This is a genomic window from Fodinicola acaciae (genome assembly GCF_010993745.1).
GTDB classification, from domain to species: domain Bacteria; phylum Actinomycetota; class Actinomycetes; order Mycobacteriales; family HKI-0501; genus Fodinicola; species Fodinicola acaciae.
Genome location: NZ_WOTN01000002.1, coordinates 2099625 through 2125072, shown reverse-complemented (window position 1 = coordinate 2125072; position 25448 = coordinate 2099625). Strand labels below are relative to the sequence as shown.

Sequence of the window (25448 nt, the reverse complement as noted above, 5' to 3'; positions counted from 1 at the left end):
TCTCAGCCGCCGTCATGGCCCGATCCTATCCGCGTCAATGTGCTTTCCGTAGCAGAAATCGTCCGATGCATGACCGCGATTCCATCGATGAACCGGACAAAGCACGCGGTGCCCCGCGTGCGGCATATCCGCGCCGGCGACCGTGTTTGTGCTCACTATGAAGATTCGAATTGGTGTCGGACTCGGCGCCGCGGTCGGTCCCGCCGAGTACGCCGATGTCGTCGACAGCTTGGAGAAGGCCGGCGTCGACTCACTGTGGCTGTCCGAGGTCGTTTCCGCGCCACAGGTCGACCCGGTCGTCGGCATGACGTACGCGCTCGCGCGCACCAGTCATCTGAAGGTCGGCACCGGCGTGGCGATCCTGCCCGGCCGGCATCCGGCACTGGTCGCCAAGGAGTTGGTGTCGCTCGCCGGCCTGGCACCCGGTCGCGTACTGCCGGCGTTCGGACTGCGGCCCGGCCGGCCGCAGGAGCGTGACCTGTTTCCAGTGCCGGGACCGCGCGCCGCCGTCTTCGACGAGGCACTGCGCGCGTTGCGGCTGCTGCTCCGCGAGGACGACGTCAGTTTCGACGGCGAGTTCTTCCGGTTCGCCAACCTGACAATCGGCCCAAAGCCCACCAAACCACTCGACATCTGGCTGTCCGGCTTCGCGCCGGCCGGGCTGCGCCGCGCCGGTCGTTACGCCGACGGCTGGCTGGCCAGCTTCATCACTCCGGCCGAGGCTCGGCACGGTCGCGAGACGATCGCCGCCGCGGCGGCCGAGGCCGACCGCAAGATCGAGGACGATCATTACGGCATCAGCCTGGCGGTCGCGACCGACGGCCTGCCACCGGAGTTGGTGGCGCTCGCACGCGAACGCCGTCCCACTGTCGACCCGGCCGAGCTGGTCGCCGACGGCTGGTCGGACGCGCGCCGGATGATCGACGCATACGTCGAGGCCGGACTGACGAAATTCGTCGTACGCCCGGCCTCCGTCAGCGGATCGTACGGCGAATTCCTGGACGCCTTCGTCGCCGAGCTGATGCCGCTGCAGACCAGATGATCTATTGGCGTTCCACGGCGCCCTGGTAGGCGGCGGGAAGTACCACTACGCGAGACCCACCTGCCCGTGTATCGCTAAATGTCTGCCTTGCAGGGTTTTCGGATGGCATGAATGTCGATCTACTGGCGTTAGATGCAAGAAACAAGGCTTTCACGCCTGCGCGACCACCAGTCGCTGTGACGGTTGTGACTGCTGAGGCCAGTAATGCTGATGTGGCTGCCGGCCCGGCCTAGATGCCCGTTTTGATGTCTTGTTTAACAAGTATTACGCAGCCGAGCCGCCTCACGGGCATCGCCAGCCACAGTAGCCACACCAGCACCACCACGGACGCTGTGATGGCGTCCAGACCGACGGGTTGCTTCCCATACGTGACCTGGCTTGCCCGGAAAACCCAGCCCCGCCCACAAACCCCCACCCCCATGCACACCGATTGGCATCCACGCGCCCCTCCCTTGAGGTCGCCCTCCGCGCAGGAGCGCCCGCCGCGCAGGCGAAAAAACCAACCACCCAACGCAACAAACATGACGACGCACCCACATGACCGCCATTCCCCGCAACGGGGCGACTGAGCAAGCATGCTGTCGTAACTCAGGTAGGCCTAGGCTTGCTCGTTACCCCCGGCCCGCTGAACCATCCCTGGAACACATCACCTAGAAAGCCTGAAACATGATGTGCAGGCCGACATAACCTTTGGCCGGATGGTGGAAGGCCTCCGGGATCACCGTCATCGTGGTGAAACCCAGTGAATGCCAGAGGTTCACCGCCCTGGTGTTGCTGTCGACCACCGCGTTGAACTGCATGCCACGAAAACCATCGGCCCTGGCCTGCGCGAGCACGTGCTCACCGAGCGCACGGCCGGCGCCGCGGCCGGATTTGCCAGGATCCACCATGAAACTGGCCGTCGCGATGTGCGCGGCCGGCCCTTCGTGGTTGGGTCCGGAAACTGCCGACCCGACGACCGCGCCGTCGTCGTCGACGGCCACGACCGTGCGGCGTGGCAGCTCACCCATCCAGCGCTCTCGCGCCCGTTCCTCGGAAATGTCCCGGTCCCAGGAAAACGTCTCGCCGGCCGCCGCGATCTCGCGCATGAACGTCCAGATCGCCGGCCAGTCCCGCGGTGTGGCCACCCTGATCATCATGGCGCCCAACCTGCCGTACGGCCGGCCGACTCGGCAACCGGATTGCCGCGGCCCCTGCTTTTCGACCGTTTCGACGACCATTCCGGCATTCCTGCCGGACTGGCCATTGCAAAGGTTTGCTGTCATCCCACGTTTGCGCGGCCGCCGCGGCGCCGTCGACAGCCGCGTGGCTTACCTTCGTAAGCGTTGAAAAACGGCCAAAACTCGCGGCCTGTGACCGCATGCGGACGGCCGGTTTGACTTCATAGAAAGCGCTTGCACTAATGGAGGCACTGTGAACCACGCCACGTAGGAAGGCTTGGATGTCCGCGACGATCCGTGATGTCGCGCGCGCTCTCGGTCTGCACATGTCCACGGTTTCGCGGACTTTTTCCGCGCCACACCTGGTCAATTCCGATACTCGACGGCGCGTGCTGGCGATGGCCGAGCAACTCGGCTATCGACCCAACCGCGCTGCGCGCGCCCTGGTCACCGGCCGTACGCACAATCTCGGCCTGATCGTCGCGGACATCGCCAACCCGTTCTTCCCGCCGCTGGTCAAGGCCGCCGAGCAGCAGGCGATGGCTCGCGACCACCATCTTTTCGTCGCCGACACCGACGAGGACCCGCTGATCGAGGCGGAACTGGTGCAGGCACTGGCAAAACAGGTCGACGGCATCCTGCTGTGCAGTCCGCGGATGAGCAACGCGCAGATCGACCGGCTGCGCGCGGACGTGCCGATGGTGACGATCAACCGGCGGGTGCCGGGCCTGCGTGCGGTGGTGATGGACGAGGCGGCCGGCGCGAAGGCGGCGGTCGAGCACCTGGTCGGCCTCGGCCACCGGCGGCTCGCGTTGCTCACCGGGCCGCGCGGCTCGTGGACCAGCGGCCAGATCCGCCGCGCCGCGGCCGCCACCGCCGACCGCAACGGCGCGCGGCTCGTGGTTTTCGGCCCCAACGCGCCGATCGCGGACAGCGGCGCGACCCGAGCGCGGCAGGTGTGCGAGGACGGCGCGACCGCGGTCCTCGCGTACAACGACGTGATGGCGATCGGCCTGATCGAGGGCCTGGACCATCTCGGCGTACGCGTGCCGGCCGACGTGAGCGTCGTCGGCTTCGACGACATTCCGGCAAGTCGTTTGATCCGGCCGAAACTCACCACCGTCGCCAACCCGACCGCGTCGGCCGGCCGGGCCGCGGTCGATCTTTTGTTGCAGGAGGCCGACGGCGCGCTCGGCGCCGCCGAGCTGATGCTGCCGACCACGTTGATGATCCGTGATTCCACCGGCCGGGCCGCCCCGCCCCGCGTCGTCCGGCCGACCCGCATTCCGCGGACACTCACGTCCGCCGAACCGAAGGAGTGACCCACATGTCACCGGAAAGCACCACGCGGCCGACGACTCACGGGGTGGCCAGGAGATCACTGCTCGTCGCGGCCGCGGCACTGCCGGCCGTGCTCGCCGGTTGCGGATCCGGTTCGTCAAACGGAAAGGCCACGCTGACCTTCTACTGGTGGGGCGGCGCTGCCCGCGCCAAGATCACCAACGCCGTACTCGATCTCTACACGAAGAAACATCCCAACGTCACGTTCAAGCGGCAGTGGCAGGGATACAGCGGCTATTACGACAAGCTTTCCACCATGGCGGCCGGAAACACCGCGCCGGACATCTTCCAGATCGACGACGACGGCCTCGCGCAGTACGCGACCCGGCACGTGACGCTCGGCCTGGACTCGTACGTCGGCAAGCGCGTCAAGCTGGACGGTTTCTCCCCGGGTCTCAAGCAGGCCGGCCGGATCGACGGCAAGCTGCCGGCGTTGCCGGCGGCCGAGAACACCGCCGCGCTGTGCTGGGACAAGACGGTCGCCAAGCAATACGGCATGCCCGATCTCAAGGAGGGCATGAGCTGGGAGGACCTGGTCGCCTGGGGGACGCAGGTCACCGCCAAGAGCGGCGGCAAGGTCTATGGCCTGCAGGACATGGCCGCGCAGTATCCGGCGCTGCAGATGTGGCTGCGCCAGCGCGGAAAGGACACCTACAACGGCACGAAACTCGGCTACACCGCCGACGATCTGACCGAGTGGTTCCAGTTTTGGGTCAACGCCAAGAAAGCCACGCCGACCGCCGACATCACGCACGTCGGCAACGCGGGCGACATCAGCAAGTCGCTGATCTCCACCAAACAGGGCGCGGTCATGTATCTGTGGTCCAACCAGCTGGAGGAGGTCAGCAAGTCGACCGACCACGAGCTGGGACTGGTGCCGGTGGCCGGTCCGCTCACCGCGGCGTGGGCCAGGTCGTCGATGTACTGGTCTGTCTACAGTGGATCGAAATACCAGGAGCAGGCGCTGGACGTCATCAACTTCCTGGTGAACGACCCGGAGGCCGGAAAGATCCTCGGCGCCGAGCGCGGCCTCGCGCCGAATCTGAGCGTACGCGCCGCCGTCACGCCGTCGCTGACCAAGGCGATGCAGACCTCGGTGGCATACGAGACAGCGCTTTCCTCGAAGTTCAGCGCGACTCCGCCACCGCCGCCGAAAGGTCACGTGCAGGTGCGCAAGCTTCTCACCACGGCGGCCGAAAGCGTCCAGTTTGGCAAGGCGACACCGGCCGCGGCCGCGAAAGCCTTCGTGCCACAGGCGACCGCGGCGTTGGGCGGCACCTGACCATGGCTGTCACCACCTCACCCGCACCGACGGCGCCGCCGCGTACGCCGCCCAAGCGCCGGAAACCGCCGCGCCGCGAGGCCATCGCCGGCTATGTCTTCATGTCGCCGTGGCTGCTCGGTTTGCTTGCTATCACTGCGATCCCGATGCTCTACTCGCTCTATCTCAGCTTCACCGACTTCGACCTGCTCGGCAGCCCGGACTGGGTCGGTTTCGCCAACTACAAACGGATGTTCACCGGCGACCCGCAATACTGGCACGCCGTCGTGGTCACCGTACTCTTCGCGGTGATCTCGGTGCCGCTCAAGCTCGCGGCCGCGCTCGGCGTCGCGTTGTTGCTGAACCGAAAACGGCGCGGAACCGGCATTTTCCGCGCCTTGTTCTATCTGCCGTCGCTGCTCGGCAGCAGCGTCGCGCTGGCGATCGTCTGGCAGGCGATGTTTGGCGGCAGTGGCGCTTTCAATGCTTTTCTGCGGATTTTCGGCATCCACGGCGAGCCGTGGGTCAACGACCCGAACACCGCGCTCGGCACGCTGGTCCTGCTGGCGGTCTGGCAGTTCGGCGCGCCGATGGTGATTTTCCTGGCAGGTCTCAAACAGATCCCGCAGGACCTCTACGAGGCCGCCGACGTGGACGGCGCCGGCAGACTGCGGCAGCTGGTCAACATCACGTTGCCGATCCTGTCACCGGTGATTTTCTTCAACCTGGTGCTGGAACTCATCCACGGTTTCCAGGGGTTCACCGCCGCGTTCGTGATCAGCAACGGCACCGGCGGACCGACCGACTCGACCATGCTCTACACGCTTTATCTTTACCTGCGCGGATTCGGTGACTTCCAGATGGGATACGCGTCCGCGATGGCCTGGGTCTTCGTACTCGCCATCGGCCTGCTCACCGCGATCATCTTCTCCACCGGCCGGATGTGGGTCCACTACAGCGACGCGGGTGAGCAGTGATGGCCGCCGTGACCGCGAGTCCCGCCGTGCGCGTCCGCCGGATCGCCGGTGTCGTCGTCCTGCTGGTGATTCTGGCGATCGTGCTCTATCCGCTGCTGTGGATGGTCGGCACCACACTGAAATCCCCGCAGGAGATCGGCAGCAACCTGTCGATCTTTCCGCAGCAGGTCACCTGGCAGAACTTCGCGGACGGCTGGAACGGCCTGCCCGGCATCACCTTCGACCGGTTTTTCGTGAACAGCACGCTCATCGCGGCACTCGTGGTGGTCGCCAACATGGCGTCCTGCCTGGTCACCGCGTACGCGCTGGCACGGCTGCGGTTTCCGTTGCGGCGACTGTGGTTCGCGATCATGATCGGCACGCTGCTGTTGCCGCAGCACGTGCTGATCGTGCCGCAATACGTGCTGTTCCGCACGTTCGGCTGGATCAACACGCCGTTGCCGTTGGTCATCCCGAAACTGCTCGCCACCGAGGCGTTTTTCGTGTTCCTGATGGTGCAGTTCATGCGCGGCATCCCGCGTGAGCTCGACGACGCGGCGAAAATCGACGGCTGCAGTCCCTACGGCGTGTTCCGGCACGTCATCCTGCCACTGTCCCGGCCAGCGCTGGTCACCACGGCGATCTTCTCGTTCATCTGGACGTGGAACGACTTCTTCACACAGCTCGTCTATCTGAACGATCCGACGACGTACACGATCCCGGTGGCATTGCGGACGTTCCTCGACTCGTCCGGCTCCAACCAGATCGGTCCGATGTTCGCGATGGCCGTGCTGTCACTGCTGCCGGTCTTCCTGTTTTTCCTGGCCTTCCAACGATTGTTGGTGGAAGGCATCAACACCAGCGGCCTGAAGGGGTGACCTGCATGCGGACCGACTGGCGAGAGGTCGTACGCGCCGGCAGTGACCTGGCGATCATCGGCTTCGTCGTTTTGCTGCTGTCGTTGCCGATCCTGACCGCCGGCGCCGCACTCGGCGCCGGATCGGCGGCCGTACGACACTGGTGCGACCATCGTTCGCTCCCGTCGGCGCGCGCCATCGCCGGCTGGTTCGGCCGCGGCCTGCTGCCCGGCCTCGGCGCCACCGTCGCCGCTTTTGTCGTCGCCACTGCACTGTTTCTGGACGTACGCGCCGTCGCCGCCGGCATCGTCCCCGGCGGCATGGTCGCGCTCGCCGTGACCGTCCTGGCGACCGCGTACGTCATCGGAATCGCCGCACTTACGGTCGTCCAGGTCGGCCGCACCGACGGCCGCCACTGGATCGCCGGCCTTCGCACCGCCGTCCGGTTGGAACGACGTACGGCCGCCGCCACCGCGATCCTCTGCGTTCTCGTGGTGATGGCGGTCTTCCTCGGCAGCGTCCTGCCGGCCACAACGCCGTTGGTGGTCGCTTTCGCACTCTTCGCCGCCCACGTCACCACCCGCCGGATCGGCGTCTGACACCCCGAACCGCAGCCGCTGCTCTATTCTCGTCGCATGACGGGGAAGTCTTTTCCTTTTGTCGGCAGGGATCGGGAGATCTCTGCCGCGATTGGCAGCCTCCGCGGCGGTGGTGCGGTCGTCTTCGGTCCGGCCGGCATCGGCAAGAGCCGGCTGATCGCGGAGGCGGTGCGCCACTGCCGACGCGTCGGCTATGCGCCCGTTGCGGTGTACGGGACACGAGCGGCCGCGGAAGTCCCGCTCGGTGCGTTCGCCTCGGTGCTGCCGCACGACGTACTCGGTGACCAGAGCGGACAGGCATTGCAACTGGCCGCCGAGGCGTTGCGGCGGGTGGCCGGGCCACGGCGGCTCGTGGTCGCGGTCGACGACGCGCCGCTGCTGGACGAGACTTCCGCGGCAGTGGTGGAAAACATCGTCCTGCATGGCCAGGGCGGCGTCCTGCTCGGTGTCCGCGAGAGCGAACCCTCCGGTCACCTGGAAAACCTCTTGTGGCGCGACGAGCTCAGCAGGATCGACCTGGCGCCGCTGGCCGAGGCCGACGTGCTCGAGTTGATGCGGCGGCGGCTCGACGGGCCGGTGGATCCGGCCGCCGCGGCCTTTGTCCTGTCGGTCACCGGGGGCAATCCGCTGTTCGTACGCGAAGTCCTGCGATCCGGTCTGGCTGCTGGTTCGCTGCGCCATGATTCCGGCAGATGGCGCTGGTGCGGTCCGCTGACCGTCACACCTGGGCTGGCGGAGATCGTCGCTGCCAGGATTGGCGAGCTCTCATCCTCCGACCGTGACGTCCTGGAGGTGCTGGCATACGGAGAGCCGGTCGGCATGTCGATGCTGTCGAAAATCGCGCCTGGCGGGGATCTGGAAAGTTTGGAGGAGCGCGGCCTCATCGCCGTAGCGGCAAATCGCCGACGCATCGAAGTGCGGCTCGGACATCCGCTCTATGGCGAACAAATCAGGACGCGCGCGTCCCGGATACGTGTCGACAGACATCGTCGCGCACTTGCCGACGCGGTCCAGGCTGCTGGCGCGAGGCGCTCCGGTGACGTGCTTCGAGTCGCCGTGTGGCTGTTGGACGGCAATGCCGATGCGCCTGCGGAGTTGCTGGCCGAGGCTGCGAACCACGCCTATCGTGCCTTCGATCCGGCGCTGGCGTACCGGATCGGCCGGCACGCGCTGACCACTGGAGGTGGCGCGACAGCGGTCGCGGTCGTCGCCAACAGCCTGGGTTTCAACCTGCGTACGGACTCCGCCGAGGAACTGTTCGCGAGCATCTGGCCGAGTCACCGCGGCAGTCGAATCGGGACAGCGATCCGTCGAGACCATCGACCGTGATCCGATGCGCACCCAGGTGCAGGTCGTCTACCCCGACGTGGTGTCGCTCGGCGGTGATCCTGAGCGCGCGCTGCAGATGCTGCACACCGTGGAAGAAGTGCTTGCCGAACGCGGATTGGCGATGCCGTGGTCGTTGGCGATCAACCTGGCTCGTTGCTTCACGTTGCTGCGTCTGGGTCGACCTGAGGAGGTCGTACGGATCTCGGCCGCTGAGATCGCGCGGCTGGACGGCTGGAACATGGGCGTCGTCTCGATGACCGCCACATCGGCGATGGGCCACAGAATGTGCGGCCGCGCCGAGCAGGCGTTGGAGATCCTTGGACCAGCCCTGCGAATCTGTCGTGCGGGCGGGCCGTTCACGTCCTCGTTGTTCTGCTTCGCCGAGGCCGCACATTCCGCCGCGCTGCTCGGCGACGTGGACAGCGCCCGGAGCTTCACCGCCGAGGCCGGCCAGCACGCCCCAGACGCCTGGGGTAGCGCACGGTTTTGGCTCGACATCGCCCATCCTTGGATATCGGCCGCAGCTGGCGACATCGACGCGGCCGTACGGCAATGCCGTGAAAACGCCGACAGAATCCGCGATCTTGGTGCGGTCGCCTTCGAGCTGATCGGCCTGCACGACATCGTCCGCCTCGGCCGACCGGACACGCCCCGCCGCCGTCTCACCGAACTGGCATCCACGACGAGCGGACAATGCGCGTCGTTGTACGCGCGGCACGCACAGGCGTTGGCTGACGCCGACGGCACGGCCCTCACCGCGGTCGCCGATGATTTCGCCGAGCTGCATATGTGGCTCTACTCGGCGGAAGCCGCAACGCAGGGCGCGTTGGCATTCAAGGCCGCCGGAGCCGCCGTGAGATCGCGCGTGGCGAGCGCTCAGGCCGCTGAGCGGCTGCGCCACTGTCCTGGCGTTCGTACCCCGGCGCTAGCCGGACTGGTCACCCCGGAGCTCACCTCCCGAGAACGCCAGATCGCCGAGCTCGCGGCCGGTGGCCTCAGCAACCAGCTGATCGCCGAACGCCTTGGACTTTCCCGCCGTACGGTGGAAAACCACCCCTACACCACGTACACGAAACTCGGCGTGAGCACGCGTTCCGATCTCGCCGGCATCCTTGGTCCAGATCGGTCGACCAACCGCAGAGCCAACGCCCCGAACCGATGGAATAGTCGGCCCGGGTTCGGTTTGTGGCTGGGGCGCCGGAGGTCATGGCGTCCCGGTGGGTGGCGAAAAGGTCCAGTACGTGGGATCGGAAGGTGTATGTAGCGCCAAATGTCTGTCTTGTGAAATTCGCGGATGGTGTGAATGTCGAGCTACTAGCGCTGGATGTAGGAAACGAGGCCTTGGCACCGCAGGTTCGTCGGAGGTTGTGATGCCTGTGACTGCTGAGGCTGGTAATGCTGCTGTGACTGTTTGGTCGACCAGGTGGGTGCTGCCTGCGCCAGACGCACGTAAGGCGTCCCTACTACCAACACAACCCGGCAAGACAGACAGTCAGGGCCGGGTTGGCCGAGGCGCGGACCTCGGCGTGGAGCGGGTGACGGGAATCGAACCCGCATGACTAGCTTGGAAGGCTAGGGCTCTGCCATTGAGCTACACCCGCACGACTGCCTCGACAGCCTACCGAAGCCACCACCGGCCCGCAGTGACCGGCTGCCTCACAACCGCCATCGCGCCACATCGTAGACTGACCGCACCGGGGTGTAGCGCAGTTTGGTAGCGCACTCGCTTTGGGAGCGAGGGGCCGTGGGTTCAAATCCCGCCACCCCGACCAACAGAAGGGCCAGGTCATCGCGACCTGGCCTTTCGGGTCTCTACAGACCGCGGTCGTAGAAGTCCGCTGGTTCGCCGAAGCCGCCGCCGGTGGACAGTGCCAGCACCGGCTCCTCACCGTCGGCCGAGCCGCCGCGAAGGCCGGGTACGCGCCACGCGGTCTCGGCGATGACGTGGCCGTCTCCCCTGCTCAGGTCGGCGGTCACGTCCCAGCCGTGCTTGCCGCGCTGCAGCTCGATGTAGAAGACGATGTCCTTCGGTGTCGCGGTGCCGCGGCGGCCGACGCTGATGTGGCCGCGCGGAGTCAGCGCCGACTCCAGGTGCGCGAAACCGCGCCACCGCCGCAAGCCGTTGAACCGGCCCAACAGGGTCTCAAACGGCATGGTCATAGCTGGTCCCACCCCAACTGATGTGACATTTGGCCTGAACAGGCACTGAATCTAACGGCGCCGGCGAGCCGATCGCTGTCAGTTCGCTGTCGCCTCGCTGTCGTACGGCCAGACGTCCAGGCACGGCTGGCTGCCTGACCGTGCCGACCGGGCTTCCCCGACGGCCGGATGGCCGCTGTCGGACGCGCCGCCGCCAGCCGCTCGCCGATTTTCCGGCATCCGGCTGCGAAACCCCTCGCGACACCCATAATCGATAGCGCTGGTGCAACGCGCGCCATACCGGTACGGTCCCTCCGATACCAGCGGTCGCCGCGCCAGCGAGGTAGACAGGTACAACGGCGTACTGGGGAGGTGCGGCATCCGAGCGGAAGTGGATCTCGCCGCGTCGCCTCAGAGCGCGCGAGCGGCGCGTACGTTCGTCGCCGAAGTGCTGTCCGGCTGGGACGACCACCAGCGGGTCGAGGCCGCCGCGCTGCTGGTCAGCGAGCTGGTCACCAACGCGATCGTGCACGGCGACGGACCGATCCAGCTGTCCGTCGACCGCACGCAGCATCACGCGGTGCTGCGGGTCGAGGTCGTCGACCACGGTGCCGGGGTGCCTGCGGCGCAGGTGGTGCCGGCCGACGCGCTCTCCGGCCGTGGCCTCGCCATCGTCGACGCGGTCGCCGACCGGTGGGGTGTGCAGCCGACCTCGACCGGCAAGCGGGTCTGGTTCGAGCTCTCGGACGTGTCCTAAAGAAGTGGTCAAATCGCCTGCCGTCGGATACACCAGGCTGGTGAGCGATAACGACGAGATAGTGCTCCGGCAGTGGCGTGAGGACGAGATCGAGGCCGGCCTGCGCTTCCTGACCGATCAGTTCCTGGGGACCTGGCACGACGAGAGCGTCGGACTCGAACAGCTGGTGTTCGAGTCCGAGCGGTTCATCGTGATGGCCGACGGCGACGACATCGTCGGTACGGCGGGTGCGTACAGCCGCGAGGTGACCGTGCCGGGCGGCGCCGGCGTGCCGGTCGCGGCGGTGACCGGTGTCGGCGTCTCGCCGACGCATCGCCGGCGTGGACTGTTGCGCCGGATGATGACCCATCAGCTGCACGACGTGCACGATCGCGGCCGTGAGCCGCTCGCGGCGCTGTGGGCCGCGGAGTCGGTGATCTATGGCCGGTTTGGTTATGGCATGGCGATCCGGCGCAGCCTGGTCAAGGCGGCGGTACGCGACATCCCGCTGCGCGCGGACCTGCGGCCCGAGCCGGCCGGCCGGTTTCGCCGGCTCGACCCGGCCGACGCGGTCGCCGACATGGCCGCGGTGTACGAGCAGGCACGCGGGACGCGGGTCGGGTTTCTGGACCGGCCGGGCAACTGGTGGAAGGTCAAGATCTGGGACCCGGAGTGGGAACGCGGTGGCGCCTCGCCGTTCCGGGTCGCGGTGTGGAGCGTCGGCAAGCGGCCTCAGGCGTACGCGCTCTATCGCGTCAAGGACGACGAGACGCGGGTCGGTCCGGAGGGAATCCTGCGGATCGAGGAGCTGATCGGCGTCTCCGCCGCGGCCGAACTGGCGATGTGGGACTTCATGACCAGCCTCGACCTGGTCCGGCACGTCGAGATGACCAACGCGCCGCTGGACTTTCCGGTCATGCACGCGGTGACCGACGCGCGGCGCGTGTCGATCGGGACCGGCGACACGATCTGGGTGCGGCTCGTCGACCTCGACCGCGCGCTGACGGCACGTACGTACTCGGCGCCGGTGGACGTGGTCCTGGACGTGACCGATCCGGTGTGCCCGTGGAACGTGGGTTCCTGGCGGCTGCGGGCCGAAGCCGGCAAGCCGGCGACCTGCGAGCGTACGGACGCGGCCGCCGACCTGAGCCTGTCGGTCGGCGAGCTCGGCGCCGCCTACCTCGGCGGCACCTCACTGGCCACGCTCGCCGCCGCCGGCCGGGTCGTCGAGCAGCGGCCAGGTGCGCTTCGCGAGGCGTCGATCGCCTTCCTGGAGCCAAACCCGCCTTTCTGCAACGACTTCTTCTAGGCCGGCTGGATGGCAGCGGTCGAAGTCGTCGTCGCGCACAGCCAGCGCGCGACGCTGCGCGTCGGCGACGTGTTCCTGAAGGTCGACGTCGACCCGGCGCACGCCGACGTCGAGGTCCGAGCGATGGCCATGGCACCGATACCAACCCCGGCGATCCTGTGGCGCGAGCCACCCGTGCTCGCGATCGCCGCCGTACGCGGCAAGGCGCTCGGTGTGCTCGGCGAGCCGTCGGACGCGTCGCCGGCGGCGTGGGCCGCTGCCGGCGCGGCCGTACGGCGGCTGCACGACGCGCCGTTGCCGCCGTGGCCGGGTCCTCGGCTCGACGAGGTCGTGACGGAGCTCGACAGTGAGTGCGCGTGGCTGCTCGGCAGCGGCGTACTGCCGGCCGAGGTTGTCCGGCACAACCGCGAGATCGCCGAGGCGGCGCTGCGGCCGTGGAAACCGGCGTTCATCCACGGCGACCTGCAGATCACTCACGTGTTCGTCGACGGTGACGAGGTCACCGGTGTCATCGACTGGTCCGAGGCGGCCCCCGGCGACGCCATGTACGACCTGGCCATCCTGACGCTCGGACACGAGGAACGGCTGGACGACCTGCTCGCCGGCTACGGCGACGGCGCGGACCGCGAGGTGATCCGCGCCTGGTGGTCACTGCGCAGCCTGGTGGCGTCGCGCTGGCTGATCGAGCACGGCTTCGATCCGGACGCGCCGGGATGCGAGTTCGACGTGCTCAGGGCCCGGATGCCGGAGGACTAACCCGGCTGGCAGGTCGGACACCAATAGAGGTTGCGTGCCGCCAGCTCCGCCGTACGTACCGGCGTGCCGCAGATCCGGCACGGCTCGCCGGTGCGGCGATAGACATAGCGGCCGTCGCCCGGCTGCGGTTTCGTCGGCAGCCGCTTGCGGTGCTCGGGTCGCAGCGTGGTGATCCGGCCGGTGCGTACGCCCGCCTTCATCAGCCCGACCAGGTCGCTCCACAGCTCCAGCCACTCGGCTTCGGAGAGGTCGCGGCCTGGCCGGTACGGATCCATGCCGGCCCGATAGAGCACCTCCGCGCGATAGACGTTGCCGACGCCGGCCAGCACGCTCTGGTCCATCAGCAGCTGCGCGATCGGCGCGCGGCTGCGCGTGAGCCGCTTGTACGCGCGCGCCGGATCGGCGTCACGGCGCAGCGGATCGGGACCGAGCCGCGCGGTGATCGCCGTCTTCTCCGCGGCGGTGAGCAGCGTGCAGGCCGCCGGTCCACGCAGGTCCGAGTACGCGTCGGCGCCAACCATCCGCAGCCGCACCTGGCCGACCGGCTCCGGCGGACCGTCGCCGTTGGCCAGCTCGGTGGTCACGAACGTGCCGTAGAGACCGAGGTGGACGTGGATCCAGTCGTCGCCGTACGCGTGGAAGAGGTGCTTGCCGTACGCGTCGGTCCGCTCCAGCACCCGGCCGTCGCAGCGCGCGGCGCCGGCGGCGAAGCGGCCCTGCGGGCTGGACAGCCGTACGGCGGTGCCGGCATAGCGCTTGCGGTGTTCGGCGGCGAGCCGGTGAATCGTGTGGCCTTCAGGCAAGATGGACCTTCTAGGAGGTGACGGTGGGTCAGAAGCGGCACTCACATGATGCTGCGCGGCGCCGGCGGCGGTTACGGCCGGGCCGCGGTCCGGACGCGCGCGCCGCGCAGCAGGCCAGCCAGCCGGAGGAAGCGGTCACCGAAGCGGTCCCAGAAGACGTGGTCACAGAAGAAGTGGTCACGGCGCCGCCACCAGTCGCCGAGGCACCGAAGCCGACCGAGCCGGTGCCCGCCCCACCGCCATCGCCATCGCCGCCGCAGCCGGCCCGACCGCCGGCCCGCCGGCCGCGTTCGGGTGGAGCACCGGCGCCGGCGCCGATCCGTGAGGCGACCGGCGGCCTGCGTGGCCTGGTCGGTGCCGGACCGACGCAGCTGCCGCCGGCGATCGCCATGCGTGCGCGCGACGCGTCGCGGCCGACCGACGACGACATCGCCACCGCGGAGCGTGACCTGGTCATCGTGCGCCGGCATTGGACGCCGCCGGAAAATAGCTAGATGTCACCAAAACCTGGCCGCATCCGGATCTTTGCCGGCATGTGGGCGGCCGGAAAAACAAAATGAAGGAATGAAGAAGATTTCTTTGTTCCTGATGGCCGCGGTGCTCTGCGCCGCCATACTGTCCGTCGCGACTCCGGCACAGGCGAGACTCGCCCAGGATCCGCCTTATCCGGTGCCAACCAAGGTCGTCGTCGACTCCGCGTGGGTGCGTGACGGGGCGAGCTTCGACTACGGCAAGTACGTCGCGACCGCCTATCGCGACGATCCATTCGTCATCACGCGTTCGGCGACCACCGACGGCAACAGCTGGTCGTATGGAAGCCTGTGGCGCGGCGGAAGCATTGTCGCCTACGGCTGGATCCCGACCGACTATCTGCGGCCGGTCTGAGAAACCGGTTGCCGCAGGACGGTCCTGAGCTTGGCGGCGTCGATTTTACGTGGATCGCTCAGGTAGATCTCGTGATGCTCACCCGCCTCGCGCAGGCCGTTCGCCGGAATGAACTCCGAATGTAGCCGCGCCAGCGCCGGCGCCTCGTCGTCGTACGAACCGACGTGCATGAGCTGCGCGCACCGACCCTCGCGCAGCTCCACGCGTCGTACGCCTCCGATCGTCGGCGCCTTTTTCTTTGCCAGAGCCGTTTCCACCGCATCCTTGATGAGGTCCGCGGTGATCCAGGCCGGCTGGCTGATCAGCATCGTCCAGCTCCACAGGTCCTTGGCGCCGACGGTGAAGACCGAAGGATCGTCGGAATACCAGAGGCCTTCCAGTGGTCCTACGACGAAATCGCGGCCGAGGCCGCGTTTGCTCGCGAATTTCAGCGTGTACGCGACGGTGTAAAGCGCCTGCACAGCGCGCGCATAAGCCTCGGCGGTGTTCGGATTGCCTTTGCCGTCAATGCCGATGAACTGCTGGTCCGGCACGTCCACCAACTGCCAGTCGGTGTTTTTCGGCGCGTAGAAGGCTTTCAGCTCACGCTTGATGTCGTAGGTCATCGGATCTCCTGACGATAGTCGGAAAGCCACCTCTGCTCGGCGCGCAGCTGGCCGAGCGCGTAGTCGAAGATCGCGCGTACGAACTGCGGCACGTCACCTTTGGCGGCCTTGCTGACCGCCGCGATGCGGTCGGCCAACGCCGTGGCACGTTGGTCGAGGGCCGCGGCGAACCGCTCGGGCGGCACGACCGGCTGGCTGGCCAGGCCGACCAGCAGCGGCGGAAACAGCGGACGAAGCTCGGCGACCGCCGCCTCGGCGGCAGCGGCGCAGGCACTGACTCCGTCAGCGGTCGGCTCGTACACCCGGCGGCGGCCGTGTCCCGGCACGTCGGCGATCAACCCTTTGGACCGTAGTTTCGCCAGCAGGTAGTAGATCGAGCTGAAGCCGATCTCGGTCCACTCGCGCATGCCGCGCTCGGCGATGACCTCCTCCAGCTCGTAACCGTGCCGCGGCTTCTCCACAAGCAGACCGAGGAGGGTCAGCTCGGCCGGCGTCAGATCTGACGGCATGTCGATTATCCTAGCACTAGGATAATTGGCTACGTGGTCAAGCTCACCCGCTTGGCGGCAGCGGCCGGAAATCGGCCGGCACGCATTCGGTAGGCTGTCCGTTGATTGATGTTGTGCGGCGGGGGCGCCGTTGTTCATACGGTGATCAGGCGCAACCAGGGTGGTGAAACAACAGTGGCGGCCGTGGAACCCTCACAGCAGAGGGCCATCGAGGTGGTGAAGGCCGACCTCGTCCGGCACTGGCGGCTGCTGGTGGCGCTCGGCGCGATCCTCGTCTTCGTGGTGATGACCGCCGACATTCTGGTCGAGGGCTCGCTGCGCGCGTTCGACGGCACGATCGCTGAGATCTTCGACACACGCACCGGCGTATCGCTGCGGACGATCCTGATCCCGATCGCGTTCATCGGCGAGGATCGCTCGGCGGTCGCGTTCATCGCGGCGATCCTGGTCATCGCGACGGTGACGACCCGCAGCCTGCGTCCCGGCCTGACCGTGGTCGGCACCATGGCGGCCAACTTCGTGGTCATCGAGGTGACCAAGTTCGCGTTCGGCCGCACCGCACCGGACACCGGTGAGGACTTCTTCGGCGGCGGCGCGCTGTCATATCCGTCGGGTCACTCGGCCAACACGATCATCATCTGGACGCTGCTGCTGCGCATCGTGATCGGCCTGTGGGGTCACAAGATGCCGTTCCTGCGTACGCCGATGCGGCGCTTCGCCGTGGTGGCGACGCTCGCGGTGGTCTTCGGCGGCTCACTGGTCGGCCTCAACCAGCACTGGGTCACCGACATCGTGGCCGGCTGGCTGATCGGCATCGCGCTGTCGATGCTGGCACCCTCGCCACTGCCGGCGCACCTGCAGCCGCAAAACCGTCAGCGTACGTCCGCCAACACGAGCCCGGCCCGGGCCTTCGGGACAAACCAGGTGCTCTTGCGCGGCATCTTCTCGCGGGCCAGGTTGACCGACACGAAGTCGTCGACCGAGACCGGCGACACCAGGACCGCGGCGACCCCGGAGCCGGTGTCCACCTCGGCCGCCAGCCACGACGGGCCGTAGTCCCCACCGACATAGCTGATCCGCTTGTCGTCCGCGGACATGCCAAGCACCTGGCCGAAAAACACCCGCTCGATGACGGCGTGGTCCAGCCGGTCGGCGACGCCGCCGCCGCTCGCCGGCAGCGTCAGCTCGTACGTTTTCCCCGCCGCGTAAAGGATCGCGACACCGGCGGGCGGCACGACGGGTCCGCTCGCCGACTCGCGTACGCCGACGCCGTTGTCGGCCAGCCTCTCCAGCACGGACGGCAGGTCGGTGTCCCACTCGCGAATCAGCCGGTCGTATGGCGCGATCCGCACCGAGTCGGGCGTCGTGATGACGGCCAGGAAGCGCTCCAGGCCGGCCTGCTGCGCGGACAGGCTCCGGTGGTTGCCGTCGGCGACGACCAGCTCGCCGGCACCGGCGAAGGCGAGCAGTCGCTCGTCACCGGTCACCCAGATCTCGTGCCGCCGGCCGGCCGCGTCGACGTCGGACACCACCGGATCGCTCTGCATCGCCTCGATCAGCGCGCCTTTGAGCTGGTCACCCTGCGCGGTCTGGATCAGCAGCACCGGCGACAGCAGCGTGCCGAGCCGCCGCGTCAGCTGCGTACGCTCCACGACCTTCGCCGGAAACACGTCCTCGTTGCGTACCACCAAACCCGGCTCGTCGGCGCGGGTCGAGATCTGGTCGGTCGCGACGGCGGCGAAGACGCCATAGGAGACCTCGTCGCCGTCGGTGATCCGATAAGGCGCGACGAAGTCCTCGACGCGCTCGTACGTGCCGTCCGCCTTCTGCGCCGCCAGCCGCTGCGCTGCGGCCTCCAGCGATGCGGCGAAGTCCAGGCCGTCCCGCACCGCCTCCGGCGCGCGGTGCGGCATCTCGACGGCCAGCGCCGAGCGCGGATTGTCGCGGACGATCGTGGTGATCTCGGAATCGGTGGCGAACTCGTCGTAGTTGGGCGCACCTGTGCCGCCCGCCGACACCCACCCCTGACTGATCGCCGCGACCGGCCGCTGAGTGCTCACTCGCCGAACGTTAGTCGAAGATAGGACCGATCGTACGAGTGCGCTTGATCTCGTAGAAGCCAGGCACTCCGGCGACCATCAGCGTGCCGTCCCACAGCTGCGCGGCCAGCTCGCCCTTGGGCGCCGGCGTCACCACCGGTCCGAAGAAGGCGATCGTCTTGCCGTCGGATCCCGGCACGTGGATGACCGGCGTGCCGACGTCCATGCCGACCGGGTCCATGCCTTCGTGGTGCGACTTGCGTACGGCCTCGTCCAGGCCCGTGTCGTCGGCCGCGTCGACCAGATCCGCCGGAAGTCCGGCATCGGCCAGCGCGCTGGCGATCACGTCCTTGACGGAGACATCGGTGCCTTCGGCGAACAGGTTCTGGCCGCCCGGGTGGATGCGCGTGCCGATGGCGGTGTAATAGTCGCGCAGCGCGTCCGACCCGAGCCGCTGCTCGACCGCGATGCCGACGCGTACCGGCCCCCACCCCTTCGCGATGCCGTCCCGGTACTGCTCCGGCAGGTCATCGCGGCCCTCGTTGAGCACGGACAGGCTCATCACGTGGAACCTGGTCGTCACCGGACGGACCTTCTCCACCTCCAGCATCCACCGGGACGTCATCCAGGCCCATGGACAAAGCGGGTCGAACCAGAAGTCTGCGATGACCGGAGCCTCTGTTGTCGGTGTCGACACGGATGTTCCTTTCTGCGGCAAAAGATGCCTCAGCGACCTCGTACGAACAGGCGCTGACACATGCGTTTTTGGCTATCAGCACCCTCCTCGACCGGCATATTCCCGCCAGGCTGGCATCATGGCTTACGACCGCTGCGTACCCGTGCAGCAACTACCCCAGGTAGAAGGAGTGCGACGCCGTGCCAGGAAGCAACCTCACCCGCGTGGAGGCCCGTGAGCGCGCCGATCTGCTTGCGGTCGATTCCTATCAGGTGTGGCTGGATCTGACCGACGGCGCCGGCAATCCCGGCCAGCGGACGTTCCGGACTCGCACCGAGGTTCGGTTCACCGCACGGACCTCAGGTGCATCGACCTTCGTCGACCTGCTCGCCGACAAGATCCACTCGGCCACTCTCAACGGCCAGCCGGTGGACGTGTCGGCGTACGACCCGCAGGACGGCATCCAGCTGACCGGTCTGCGGGCCGACAACGTCCTCGTGGTGGACGCCGACGGCCTCTACACCAACACCGGCGAGGGCCTGCACCGGTTCGTCGATCCGGTCGACGACGAGGTCTATCTCTACAGCCAGTTCGAGACCGCGGACGCCAAGCGGGTCTACACCTGCTTCGACCAGCCCGACCTGAAGGCGACCTTCAGCTTCCACGTCACCGCGCCGGCGCACTGGCGGGTCTTCTCCAACGCCGCGCCGGAAAGCTCCGAGCCGACGGCCGAAGGCGCGCAGACCGTGCATTTCGCGACCACCAAACGGATCTCGCCGTACATCACGGCGATCGTTGCCGGACCGTACGAAGGTGTCACCGACACGCACGACGGCATCGACCTGGGCATCTTCTGCCGCGCATCGCTGGTGCAGTATCTGGACGGCGACAACCTGCTCGACCTCACCCGCAAGGGCTTCGACTGGTATCACGAGCAGTTCGGTTTCCGTTATCCGTTTGGAAAGTACGACCAGATCTTCTGCCCGGAATACAACGCCGGCGCGATGGAAAACGCCGGCTGCGTGACGATCCTGGAGGACTACGTCTTCCGGTCGAAACCGGTCGAGTACACGCTCGAGCGCCGCTGCACGACCGTGCTGCACGAGATGGCGCACATGTGGTTCGGCGACCTGGTCACCATGCGCTGGTGGGACGACCTGTGGCTGAACGAGTCGTTCGCGGAGCTGGCCTCGGCGCTGTGCCAGTCGGAGATCGACTCGCCGTTCGCCGAGGTCGCCTGGACCTCGTTCGAGAACATCGAGAAGTCGTGGGGTTACCGGCAGGACCAGCTGCCCTCGACGCATCCGATCGCCAGCGACATCCCGGACGTGCAAGCCGTCGAGGTCAACTTCGACGGCATCACCTACGCGAAGGGTGCCGCGGTGTTGCGGCAGCTGATGGCGTACGTGGGACGTGAGGAGTTCATGCGCGGCATGCGCACGTACTTCGAGCGGCACGCCTTCGGCAACGCGACGCTGGCCGACCTGCTCGGCGTGTTGTCCGAGGTGTCCGGCCGGGAGCTGGACACCTGGTCGCAGAAGTGGCTGCAGACCAGCCAGGTCAACATCATCCGGCCGGAGATCGAGCTGGAGGCCGACGGGACGTATCGCGCCGTGTCGCTGCGGCAGGAGGCGCCGGCCGACCATCCGACGCTGCGGCCGCACCGGCTGGCGCTGGGCCTCTACGACTTCGCCGACGGCGACTTCCAGCTGCGCGAGCAGGTGGAGCTGGACGTGGACGGCGAGCTGACGCCGGTGCCGCAGCTGGCCGGCAAGACGCAGCCGGACCTGTTGCTGGTCAACGACGGCGGCCTCACCTACACCAAGATCCGGCTCGACGAGCGGTCGCTGCGTACCGTCGTGGAGCACATCGCCGAGATGAGCGACCCGCTGGCCAGGTCGCTGTGCTGGCAGGCCGCCTGGGACATGGTCCGCGACGCCGAGATGCCGGCACGCGACTATGCCACGATGGTGCTGCGCGGCATGCCGACCGAGACGGTGTCGTCGCTGATCCTGGACGGCATCCGCAACATCAACCTGGTGCTCGGCCAATACTGCGAGCCCGCCTGGTCGCTGCAGGGCTGGAAGGCGCTCAACCGTACGGCCCTGGCCACCATGCGGTCGGTCGAGCCGGGCAGCGACGCTCAGCTGCAGTGGACCCGGGTCGCCGACGACACGTCATGGGCCGGCGGCGAGGAGTCGATCGCCGAGATCCGCGGCCTGCTCGACGGCACGGTCACCGTTGAAGGCCTCAAGGTCGACCCCGATCTGCGGTGGCACCTGCTGCAGGGCCTGGCCAGCGCCGGCGCGGTCGGCGAGGCGGAGATCGCCGCCGAGCTGGAACGCGACGCCACCGCCACCGGCCAACGCAAGGCCGCCAACGCCCGCGCGTCGATCCCCACCGCCGAGGCCAAGGCCGCCGCCTGGCGGCTCGCCGTCGAGGAGGACGGCGCTCCCAACGCCATCATCGAGGCGACGATCATGGGATTCTGGCACCCCGGCCAGCTCGAACTCCTCCGCCCCTACGCCGACAGGTACTTCGCCGAAGTCGCCGACGTCTGGCGGCGCCGTACGTCCGAGACCGCGCAGAACGTCGTCATCGGCATGTTCCCGCGTCTACTGGTCGAACAGTCCACATTGGACGCCGCGGATGCGTTTTTGGCTGATCCCGAACTGCCGCCAGCGTTGCGGCGGTTGGTAGCGGAGCAGCGGGATGGGGTCAGGCGAGCGCTGGCGGCTCGGGAGCGGGACGGCAAGGCGGGGTGATTTTTGAATGGCGCCGGGGCGTACCTGCCCTGGCGCCATTTTTGTTGTGGGTGCGGCACTTTCGCTGTGTGGTGAGATCGTGCGTTTTCTGTTGTTGCGTTGGGTGGGTGGTTGGGTTTTCGCCTGCGCGGCGAGCGCTCCTGCGCGGAGGGCGACCTCATGGGAGGGGGCGCGGGAACGCCAATCGGTGTGCATAGGGGTGCGGCTGCGCGTTTGCGGGCGGGCTGGCTGGGTTTTCTGGGCTTGCTCGGTCACGTATGGGAAGCAACCCGTCGGCATGGACGCCATCACAGCGTCCGGAGTGGTGCTGGTGTGGCTACTGTGGCTGATAATGCAGGTGAGGCGGCTCGACTGCGTAATACTTGTTTAACAAGACATCAAAACGGACATCTGTTGCAGCCCAGCAGCCACAACAGCATTATCAGCCTCAATAGTCACACCCGCCACAGCCTCCAGGGGATCGCGACGGCGTGAAAGCCTTGTTTCTTGCGTCCAGCGCAAGTAACTCGACACTCATGCCATCCACGACCCTTACAAGCCGGACATTTAGCGCTCCACACGCCGTCGCGTCCCACATACTGGACCCTCACGCCACCCACCGAGACGCCACCGCAGCTCCGGCGCCCCAGCCACACTCCTGGTCCGGTTTGTCCGTTCTCCCCCGTCGGAGGAGAACGGACAAACCGGACCCACCCACAAACCAACCGCACCCGCCGCACCCAACCCAACCAACAGCGAAACCCCGCGCGCCCCTCCCCTTGAGGTCGCCCTCCGCGCAGGAGCGCCCGCCGCGCAGGCGAAAAACCAACCACCCCCCAAAACGCAACAACCAAGAAAACCCAACCACCCACCCAACGCAACAACCAGAAAACCCAACCACCCCAACCGCCCCACCAGAAACCCCACCCCACACCAAAACGCGGCGCCAGGAACCCGGCGCCGCGTGGAAAGAGCCTCGGCCCTTAGCTGCCTTTGGTGTGGTCAGCCAACATCCGCAAGCCGGTCACGATCCCGGCGGTCAAGTCTCCGCCGGCGAAGGCGGCGGTCATCGACAGGGCGGCCAGTGCGCAGATCCGGTCGGGAATACGGAGGGCGGCGCCGGAGCCGGTGACGATTTCGACCTTCTGCTGGTCGGGTGAGATGGCGATGAGGACCGACTTGGCTGGGTCGGGCAGCTCGTCGTGCAGGCGGAAGGCGTCTTCGCGCGTGTTCTCCGCCAAGGCACCGACGTAGACGCTGAAGGTCAGGCCGGACTCGCGGTCGGCGGCGGTCAGGGCCTCGTCGATGCGGATGAGTTGCCGCGAGTTGAACGGGCTCTCCCCCGGCTCCGGGTCGGAGATGTCCTTGGACTCGTTGATCGGTGGGGTGACGGTCTCACCGGACTCGGTCACCTGTACGGGAACCGGGTTGTCCTCGGTCACCACTGCACCTCCGTCACCAGCTGCCACTTGCGCCACCCTTGGACTCGGCGGCCGGCTCGCTCTGGCCGGCCGGTACGGACTCCTGCGCAGCTGCCTCGAGCTGGCCGGCGGTGGTCCGCGGAGCGCCGACCGCGCCGGCGTCGGGTGCGGCGGCGAGGAACCACACCGGAGCGAAGTCGAACGGCCGGCCGGGACGATAGCGGGTGGAGCGCCGCGCGCTCGTGCCGTACACCAGCGCGGCGATCACCAGAACGACCGCGGCGGGGATGCCGACGAAAATCCCGACGATCTCAAGTGGGGTCATGCGCTCGTCACACCTTCTGGGGTCCGAACAAATCGTGCACGGTCACCGTATCCGACCCACTCCGCGTACGCGTGATCAGGATGCGCCTGATGTGACGTACGGAGCTTGCAGTTTCATCCCCTCCCCAACACCGCGCCAAAACCGGCTCAGTTGAGGAAAGGAATGTGTACGGCCGGCGTCGCGGACAGGAAGGTGATGCCGCTCAGCACCGAGAACGCGGTGCCGATCAGGTGCGACGGCAGCGCGCCGCGGCGCTGGCGCCAGCCGAGCAACAGCCGGCCGACCAGCCGGCACATCCAGAACGGCACGATCGCGGCCACCAGCGCCAGCACGGCGGCCACGCCGAGCTCGGTGGTGAGCGTCTGCGTGTCCGTGCGCGACGCGCCGGTGACGGTGTTCAACGCGGTCACCGCGGCCCAGATCATGTAGCAGACGCCGAGGAACACGCCGCCGAGGATGGACAGCAGCCGGCCGCGCTTGGGACCGTACGACCGGCGCGACTCCGGCGGCGGGGCGGCCGGCTCGTCCAGGGTCGGCGGTTGCTGAGGCGGCTGAGGCGCCACCGGCACCTTCGAGGCACCACGCGCCTGTCCGCGCGTCTCCGGCGGCCGCGCGATGTCGACCCGCGTGCCGTTCACCGGCTCCGCCCGAGGCACCGTCGGCGCCACCGCCGCGCTCGCCTTCGCCGTCGGCGGCTTCGCGGCGGCCGCGCTGTCGGCCGGCTTGACGATCGCCGGCACGGTCGCGACGAACGACGCCGCGGCGGCGCCGGCTCCGGCACCGCTGGTGACCCGCGCCGAGCCGCGTACGGAGCGCCGGCCACCGGCCCAGGTCGCCAGGCCACCGGAGATCGGATACGCGGCCGCCAGCTCGGCGAGCCGGTCGACCCACTCCGGCAGGTCGGTGGTCAGCGGCCGGTCGCCCGGCTGGTCCATCAGCGGCTGCAGCAGGTGCTCGCGCAGCTTCGGCGCGGAGTCCAGCGCGGCCGCCGGCTTCAGGATCGACCACCGCGCGCGCGGCATCTCCGGTCCGGACACCACGGTGCTCTCCGCGACCTCGCGCGGCAGCTGTCCGGTGACCAGGAAGTATGCGATAGCCCCGAAGCCGTGCACGTCGTAGGCCGGACCGACCCGGCCGGTCAGCGCCTCCGGACCACCGGCCTTGGCGGTGAAGGCGACCGAGGTGATGTAGTCAGGCCGGTCGTAACGCGCACCGGTGAAGTCGATCAGCCGCGGGCTGCCGTCCGGCAGGACGACCACGTTGGCCGGCGTCAGGTCCATGTGCAGCACCGGACTGGCGGTCGCGACCGGATGGTGCAGGGCGAGCAGCACGTCGGCCAGGCTGCGCAACACCGGACGGCCTTCGACCTTCGGGTACGCGCCGTTGACCATGTCGCGCAGGGCCCAGCCAGGCAGGTAGTCGAGCACCTGGTACGGCACCTCGTCCGGCACACCGGCGATGCCGCGCGGCGGCAGCGTCCCCGGCGGATGCGGATGGCCGGCCATGAAGCCCTCGATCCGCCGGCAGATGCCGGGGATGCCCCGCACGTTCAGGTCGGCGAGCACCGCGTCGCCCTTGTCCCAGGACCGCAGCTGGTCGATCAGCGGCCGGCCCTCGCTGGCCCGGAACACCTTGACCGTGACCGGGCTGGAGGCGACCCCGGCCGACATCCGTACCGCGCGATAGACCTCGGCCTGGCCGCCGGAGGCCAGATGCGAGATCAGCCGGTAGCGCGACCGGGACTCCGGCAGCACGCTCTCCGGTCCGCAGACCAGGTCGAGCACTGCTTCCGGCGCGGAACCCGCCGCCTGGGACATGAGCCTCCTTGCTCCGCCGGTGTCTTCTTCCGATGCCTGACCAGAGTAGCCACCGCTGACACCCCGGCGAAGTCGCCGACCGCCATGTCATGACTGCGACGTACCGGCCATCCACCTGCGGTCTCACTCCCTACCTGCT

Annotated in this window: 24 protein-coding genes, 2 tRNA genes and 1 pseudogene; 16 read left to right on the top strand and 11 right to left on the bottom strand. The window is 67.8% G+C overall.

What is annotated here, in order from left to right; all coding sequences use genetic code 11:
• Nucleotides 1-157: 157 nt before the first annotated feature.
• Nucleotides 158-1042: a TIGR03854 family LLM class F420-dependent oxidoreductase gene (locus tag GNX95_RS25305; RefSeq protein WP_163509856.1), complete on the top strand. Its 885-nt coding sequence runs from the start codon at nt 158-160 to the stop codon at nt 1040-1042.
• A gap of 650 nt (nt 1043-1692) precedes the next feature.
• On the opposite strand, the gene GNX95_RS25300 is transcribed toward GNX95_RS25305, so the two are convergent.
• Nucleotides 1693-2169, bottom strand: a complete 477-nt coding sequence (locus GNX95_RS25300) for a GNAT family N-acetyltransferase (protein ID WP_222853875.1) — start codon at nt 2167-2169, stop codon at nt 1693-1695.
• A gap of 314 nt (nt 2170-2483) precedes the next feature.
• On the opposite strand from GNX95_RS25300, the gene GNX95_RS25295 reads away from it, so the two are divergent.
• From GNX95_RS25295 to GNX95_RS25265, 7 genes are read left to right on the top strand one after another with little or no spacing between them, the layout of a single operon-like run.
• Complete coding sequence (locus tag GNX95_RS25295) at nt 2484-3524, top strand: LacI family DNA-binding transcriptional regulator (protein ID WP_163509854.1); 1041 nt, start codon at nt 2484-2486, stop codon at nt 3522-3524.
• A 5-nt stretch (nt 3525-3529) separates the two neighbouring features.
• Nucleotides 3530-4825 (top strand): ABC transporter substrate-binding protein, encoded by a 1296-nt coding sequence (locus GNX95_RS25290; protein WP_163509853.1) that lies wholly within the window; start codon nt 3530-3532, stop codon nt 4823-4825.
• Between the two features lie 2 nt (nt 4826-4827).
• Nucleotides 4828-5781 (top strand): carbohydrate ABC transporter permease, encoded by a 954-nt coding sequence (locus GNX95_RS25285; RefSeq protein WP_163509852.1) that lies wholly within the window; start codon nt 4828-4830, stop codon nt 5779-5781.
• Nucleotides 5781-6638: a carbohydrate ABC transporter permease gene (locus GNX95_RS25280; protein ID WP_163509851.1), complete on the top strand. Its 858-nt coding sequence runs from the start codon at nt 5781-5783 to the stop codon at nt 6636-6638. The genes GNX95_RS25285 and GNX95_RS25280 overlap by 1 nt, the downstream gene beginning before the upstream one ends.
• Nucleotides 6639-6643: 5 nt before the next feature.
• Nucleotides 6644-7216, top strand: coding sequence for a hypothetical protein (locus GNX95_RS25275; RefSeq protein ID WP_163509850.1), 573 nt, complete (start codon nt 6644-6646; stop codon nt 7214-7216).
• A gap of 36 nt (nt 7217-7252) precedes the next feature.
• Complete coding sequence (locus tag GNX95_RS25270) at nt 7253-8545, top strand: AAA family ATPase (protein WP_163509849.1); 1293 nt, start codon at nt 7253-7255, stop codon at nt 8543-8545.
• 4 nt (nt 8546-8549) lie between these two features.
• The gene (locus GNX95_RS25265; protein ID WP_163509848.1) at nt 8550-9809 is read left to right on the top strand and encodes a helix-turn-helix transcriptional regulator; all 1260 of its coding nucleotides are present in this window, start codon (nt 8550-8552) and stop codon (nt 9807-9809) included.
• Nucleotides 9810-10072: 263 nt separating this feature from the next.
• Here GNX95_RS25265 and GNX95_RS25260 read toward each other — a convergent pair.
• A tRNA-Gly gene (locus tag GNX95_RS25260) sits at nt 10073-10146 on the bottom strand.
• Nucleotides 10147-10240: 94 nt separating this feature from the next.
• Here GNX95_RS25260 and GNX95_RS25255 point away from each other — a divergent pair.
• A tRNA-Pro gene (locus tag GNX95_RS25255) sits at nt 10241-10317 on the top strand.
• A 40-nt stretch (nt 10318-10357) separates the two neighbouring features.
• Here the strand turns inward: GNX95_RS25255 and GNX95_RS25250 are convergent.
• Entirely contained in the window at nt 10358-10705 is a 348-nt protein-coding gene (locus GNX95_RS25250) for a hypothetical protein (protein WP_163509847.1), read from the bottom strand.
• A gap of 370 nt (nt 10706-11075) precedes the next feature.
• Here GNX95_RS25250 and GNX95_RS25245 point away from each other — a divergent pair, with 370 nt between their 5' ends.
• The 3 genes from GNX95_RS25245 to GNX95_RS25235 are packed head-to-tail and all read left to right on the top strand — an operon-like array spanning nt 11076 to nt 13485.
• Nucleotides 11076-11441, top strand: coding sequence for an ATP-binding protein (locus tag GNX95_RS25245; RefSeq protein ID WP_163509846.1), 366 nt, complete (start codon nt 11076-11078; stop codon nt 11439-11441).
• 40 nt (nt 11442-11481) lie between these two features.
• The gene (locus GNX95_RS25240) at nt 11482-12729 is read left to right on the top strand and encodes a GNAT family N-acetyltransferase (RefSeq protein ID WP_163509845.1); all 1248 of its coding nucleotides are present in this window, start codon (nt 11482-11484) and stop codon (nt 12727-12729) included.
• A gap of 9 nt (nt 12730-12738) precedes the next feature.
• Nucleotides 12739-13485 carry a phosphotransferase family protein gene (locus tag GNX95_RS25235; RefSeq protein ID WP_163509844.1) on the top strand — a complete coding sequence of 249 codons (747 nt, stop codon included), beginning with the start codon at nt 12739-12741 and terminating at the stop codon, nt 13483-13485.
• On the opposite strand, the gene GNX95_RS25230 is transcribed toward GNX95_RS25235, so the two are convergent.
• On the bottom strand, nt 13482-14288 hold the full coding sequence (locus GNX95_RS25230) for an Fpg/Nei family DNA glycosylase (protein ID WP_163509843.1): 807 nt from the start codon (nt 14286-14288) through the stop codon (nt 13482-13484). The genes GNX95_RS25235 and GNX95_RS25230 overlap by 4 nt on opposite strands.
• 23 nt (nt 14289-14311) lie before the next feature.
• Between GNX95_RS25230 and GNX95_RS43875 the strand changes: the two genes are divergently transcribed.
• Nucleotides 14312-14782: a hypothetical protein gene (locus tag GNX95_RS43875; RefSeq protein ID WP_222853874.1), complete on the top strand. Its 471-nt coding sequence runs from the start codon at nt 14312-14314 to the stop codon at nt 14780-14782.
• 70 nt (nt 14783-14852) lie between these two features.
• The gene (locus GNX95_RS25220) at nt 14853-15173 is read left to right on the top strand and encodes a hypothetical protein (RefSeq protein ID WP_163509842.1); all 321 of its coding nucleotides are present in this window, start codon (nt 14853-14855) and stop codon (nt 15171-15173) included.
• On the opposite strand, the gene GNX95_RS25215 is transcribed toward GNX95_RS25220, so the two are convergent.
• Both GNX95_RS25215 and GNX95_RS25210 read right to left on the bottom strand, forming a co-directional pair.
• Nucleotides 15155-15778, bottom strand: coding sequence for a GyrI-like domain-containing protein (locus GNX95_RS25215; RefSeq protein ID WP_163509841.1), 624 nt, complete (start codon nt 15776-15778; stop codon nt 15155-15157). The two genes, GNX95_RS25220 and GNX95_RS25215, sit on opposite strands and share 19 nt — an antisense overlap.
• Nucleotides 15775-16287, bottom strand: coding sequence for a PadR family transcriptional regulator (locus GNX95_RS25210; RefSeq protein ID WP_163509840.1), 513 nt, complete (start codon nt 16285-16287; stop codon nt 15775-15777). Before GNX95_RS25210 ends, GNX95_RS25215 begins: the two co-directional genes overlap by 4 nt.
• Before the next feature lie 108 nt (nt 16288-16395).
• On the opposite strand from GNX95_RS25210, the pseudogene GNX95_RS43870 reads away from it, so the two are divergent.
• A pseudogene (locus tag GNX95_RS43870) lies at nt 16396-17106 on the top strand (phosphatase PAP2 family protein); the annotation flags it as partial.
• A gap of 53 nt (nt 17107-17159) precedes the next feature.
• Here the strand turns inward: GNX95_RS43870 and GNX95_RS25200 are convergent.
• Nucleotides 17160-18347, bottom strand: coding sequence for a DUF1015 family protein (locus GNX95_RS25200; protein WP_163509838.1), 1188 nt, complete (start codon nt 18345-18347; stop codon nt 17160-17162).
• Between the two features lie 10 nt (nt 18348-18357).
• Entirely contained in the window at nt 18358-19023 is a 666-nt protein-coding gene (locus tag GNX95_RS25195; RefSeq protein ID WP_163509837.1) for a mycothiol-dependent nitroreductase Rv2466c family protein, read from the bottom strand.
• Between the two features lie 179 nt (nt 19024-19202).
• On the opposite strand from GNX95_RS25195, the gene pepN reads away from it, so the two are divergent.
• Complete coding sequence (pepN, locus tag GNX95_RS25190) at nt 19203-21767, top strand: aminopeptidase N (protein WP_163509836.1); 2565 nt, start codon at nt 19203-19205, stop codon at nt 21765-21767.
• 962 nt (nt 21768-22729) lie between these two features.
• Here the strand turns inward: pepN and GNX95_RS25185 are convergent.
• The 3 genes from GNX95_RS25185 to GNX95_RS25175 form a co-directional block, all read right to left on the bottom strand.
• Nucleotides 22730-23188 carry a DUF5130 family protein gene (locus GNX95_RS25185; protein ID WP_222853873.1) on the bottom strand — a complete coding sequence of 153 codons (459 nt, stop codon included), beginning with the start codon at nt 23186-23188 and terminating at the stop codon, nt 22730-22732.
• Between the two features lie 13 nt (nt 23189-23201).
• Nucleotides 23202-23492, bottom strand: coding sequence for an aa3-type cytochrome oxidase subunit CtaJ (gene ctaJ, locus GNX95_RS25180; protein ID WP_163509835.1), 291 nt, complete (start codon nt 23490-23492; stop codon nt 23202-23204).
• A 146-nt stretch (nt 23493-23638) separates the two neighbouring features.
• Entirely contained in the window at nt 23639-25309 is a 1671-nt protein-coding gene (locus GNX95_RS25175; RefSeq protein WP_163509834.1) for a protein kinase domain-containing protein, read from the bottom strand.
• Nucleotides 25310-25448: the final 139 nt, after the last annotated feature.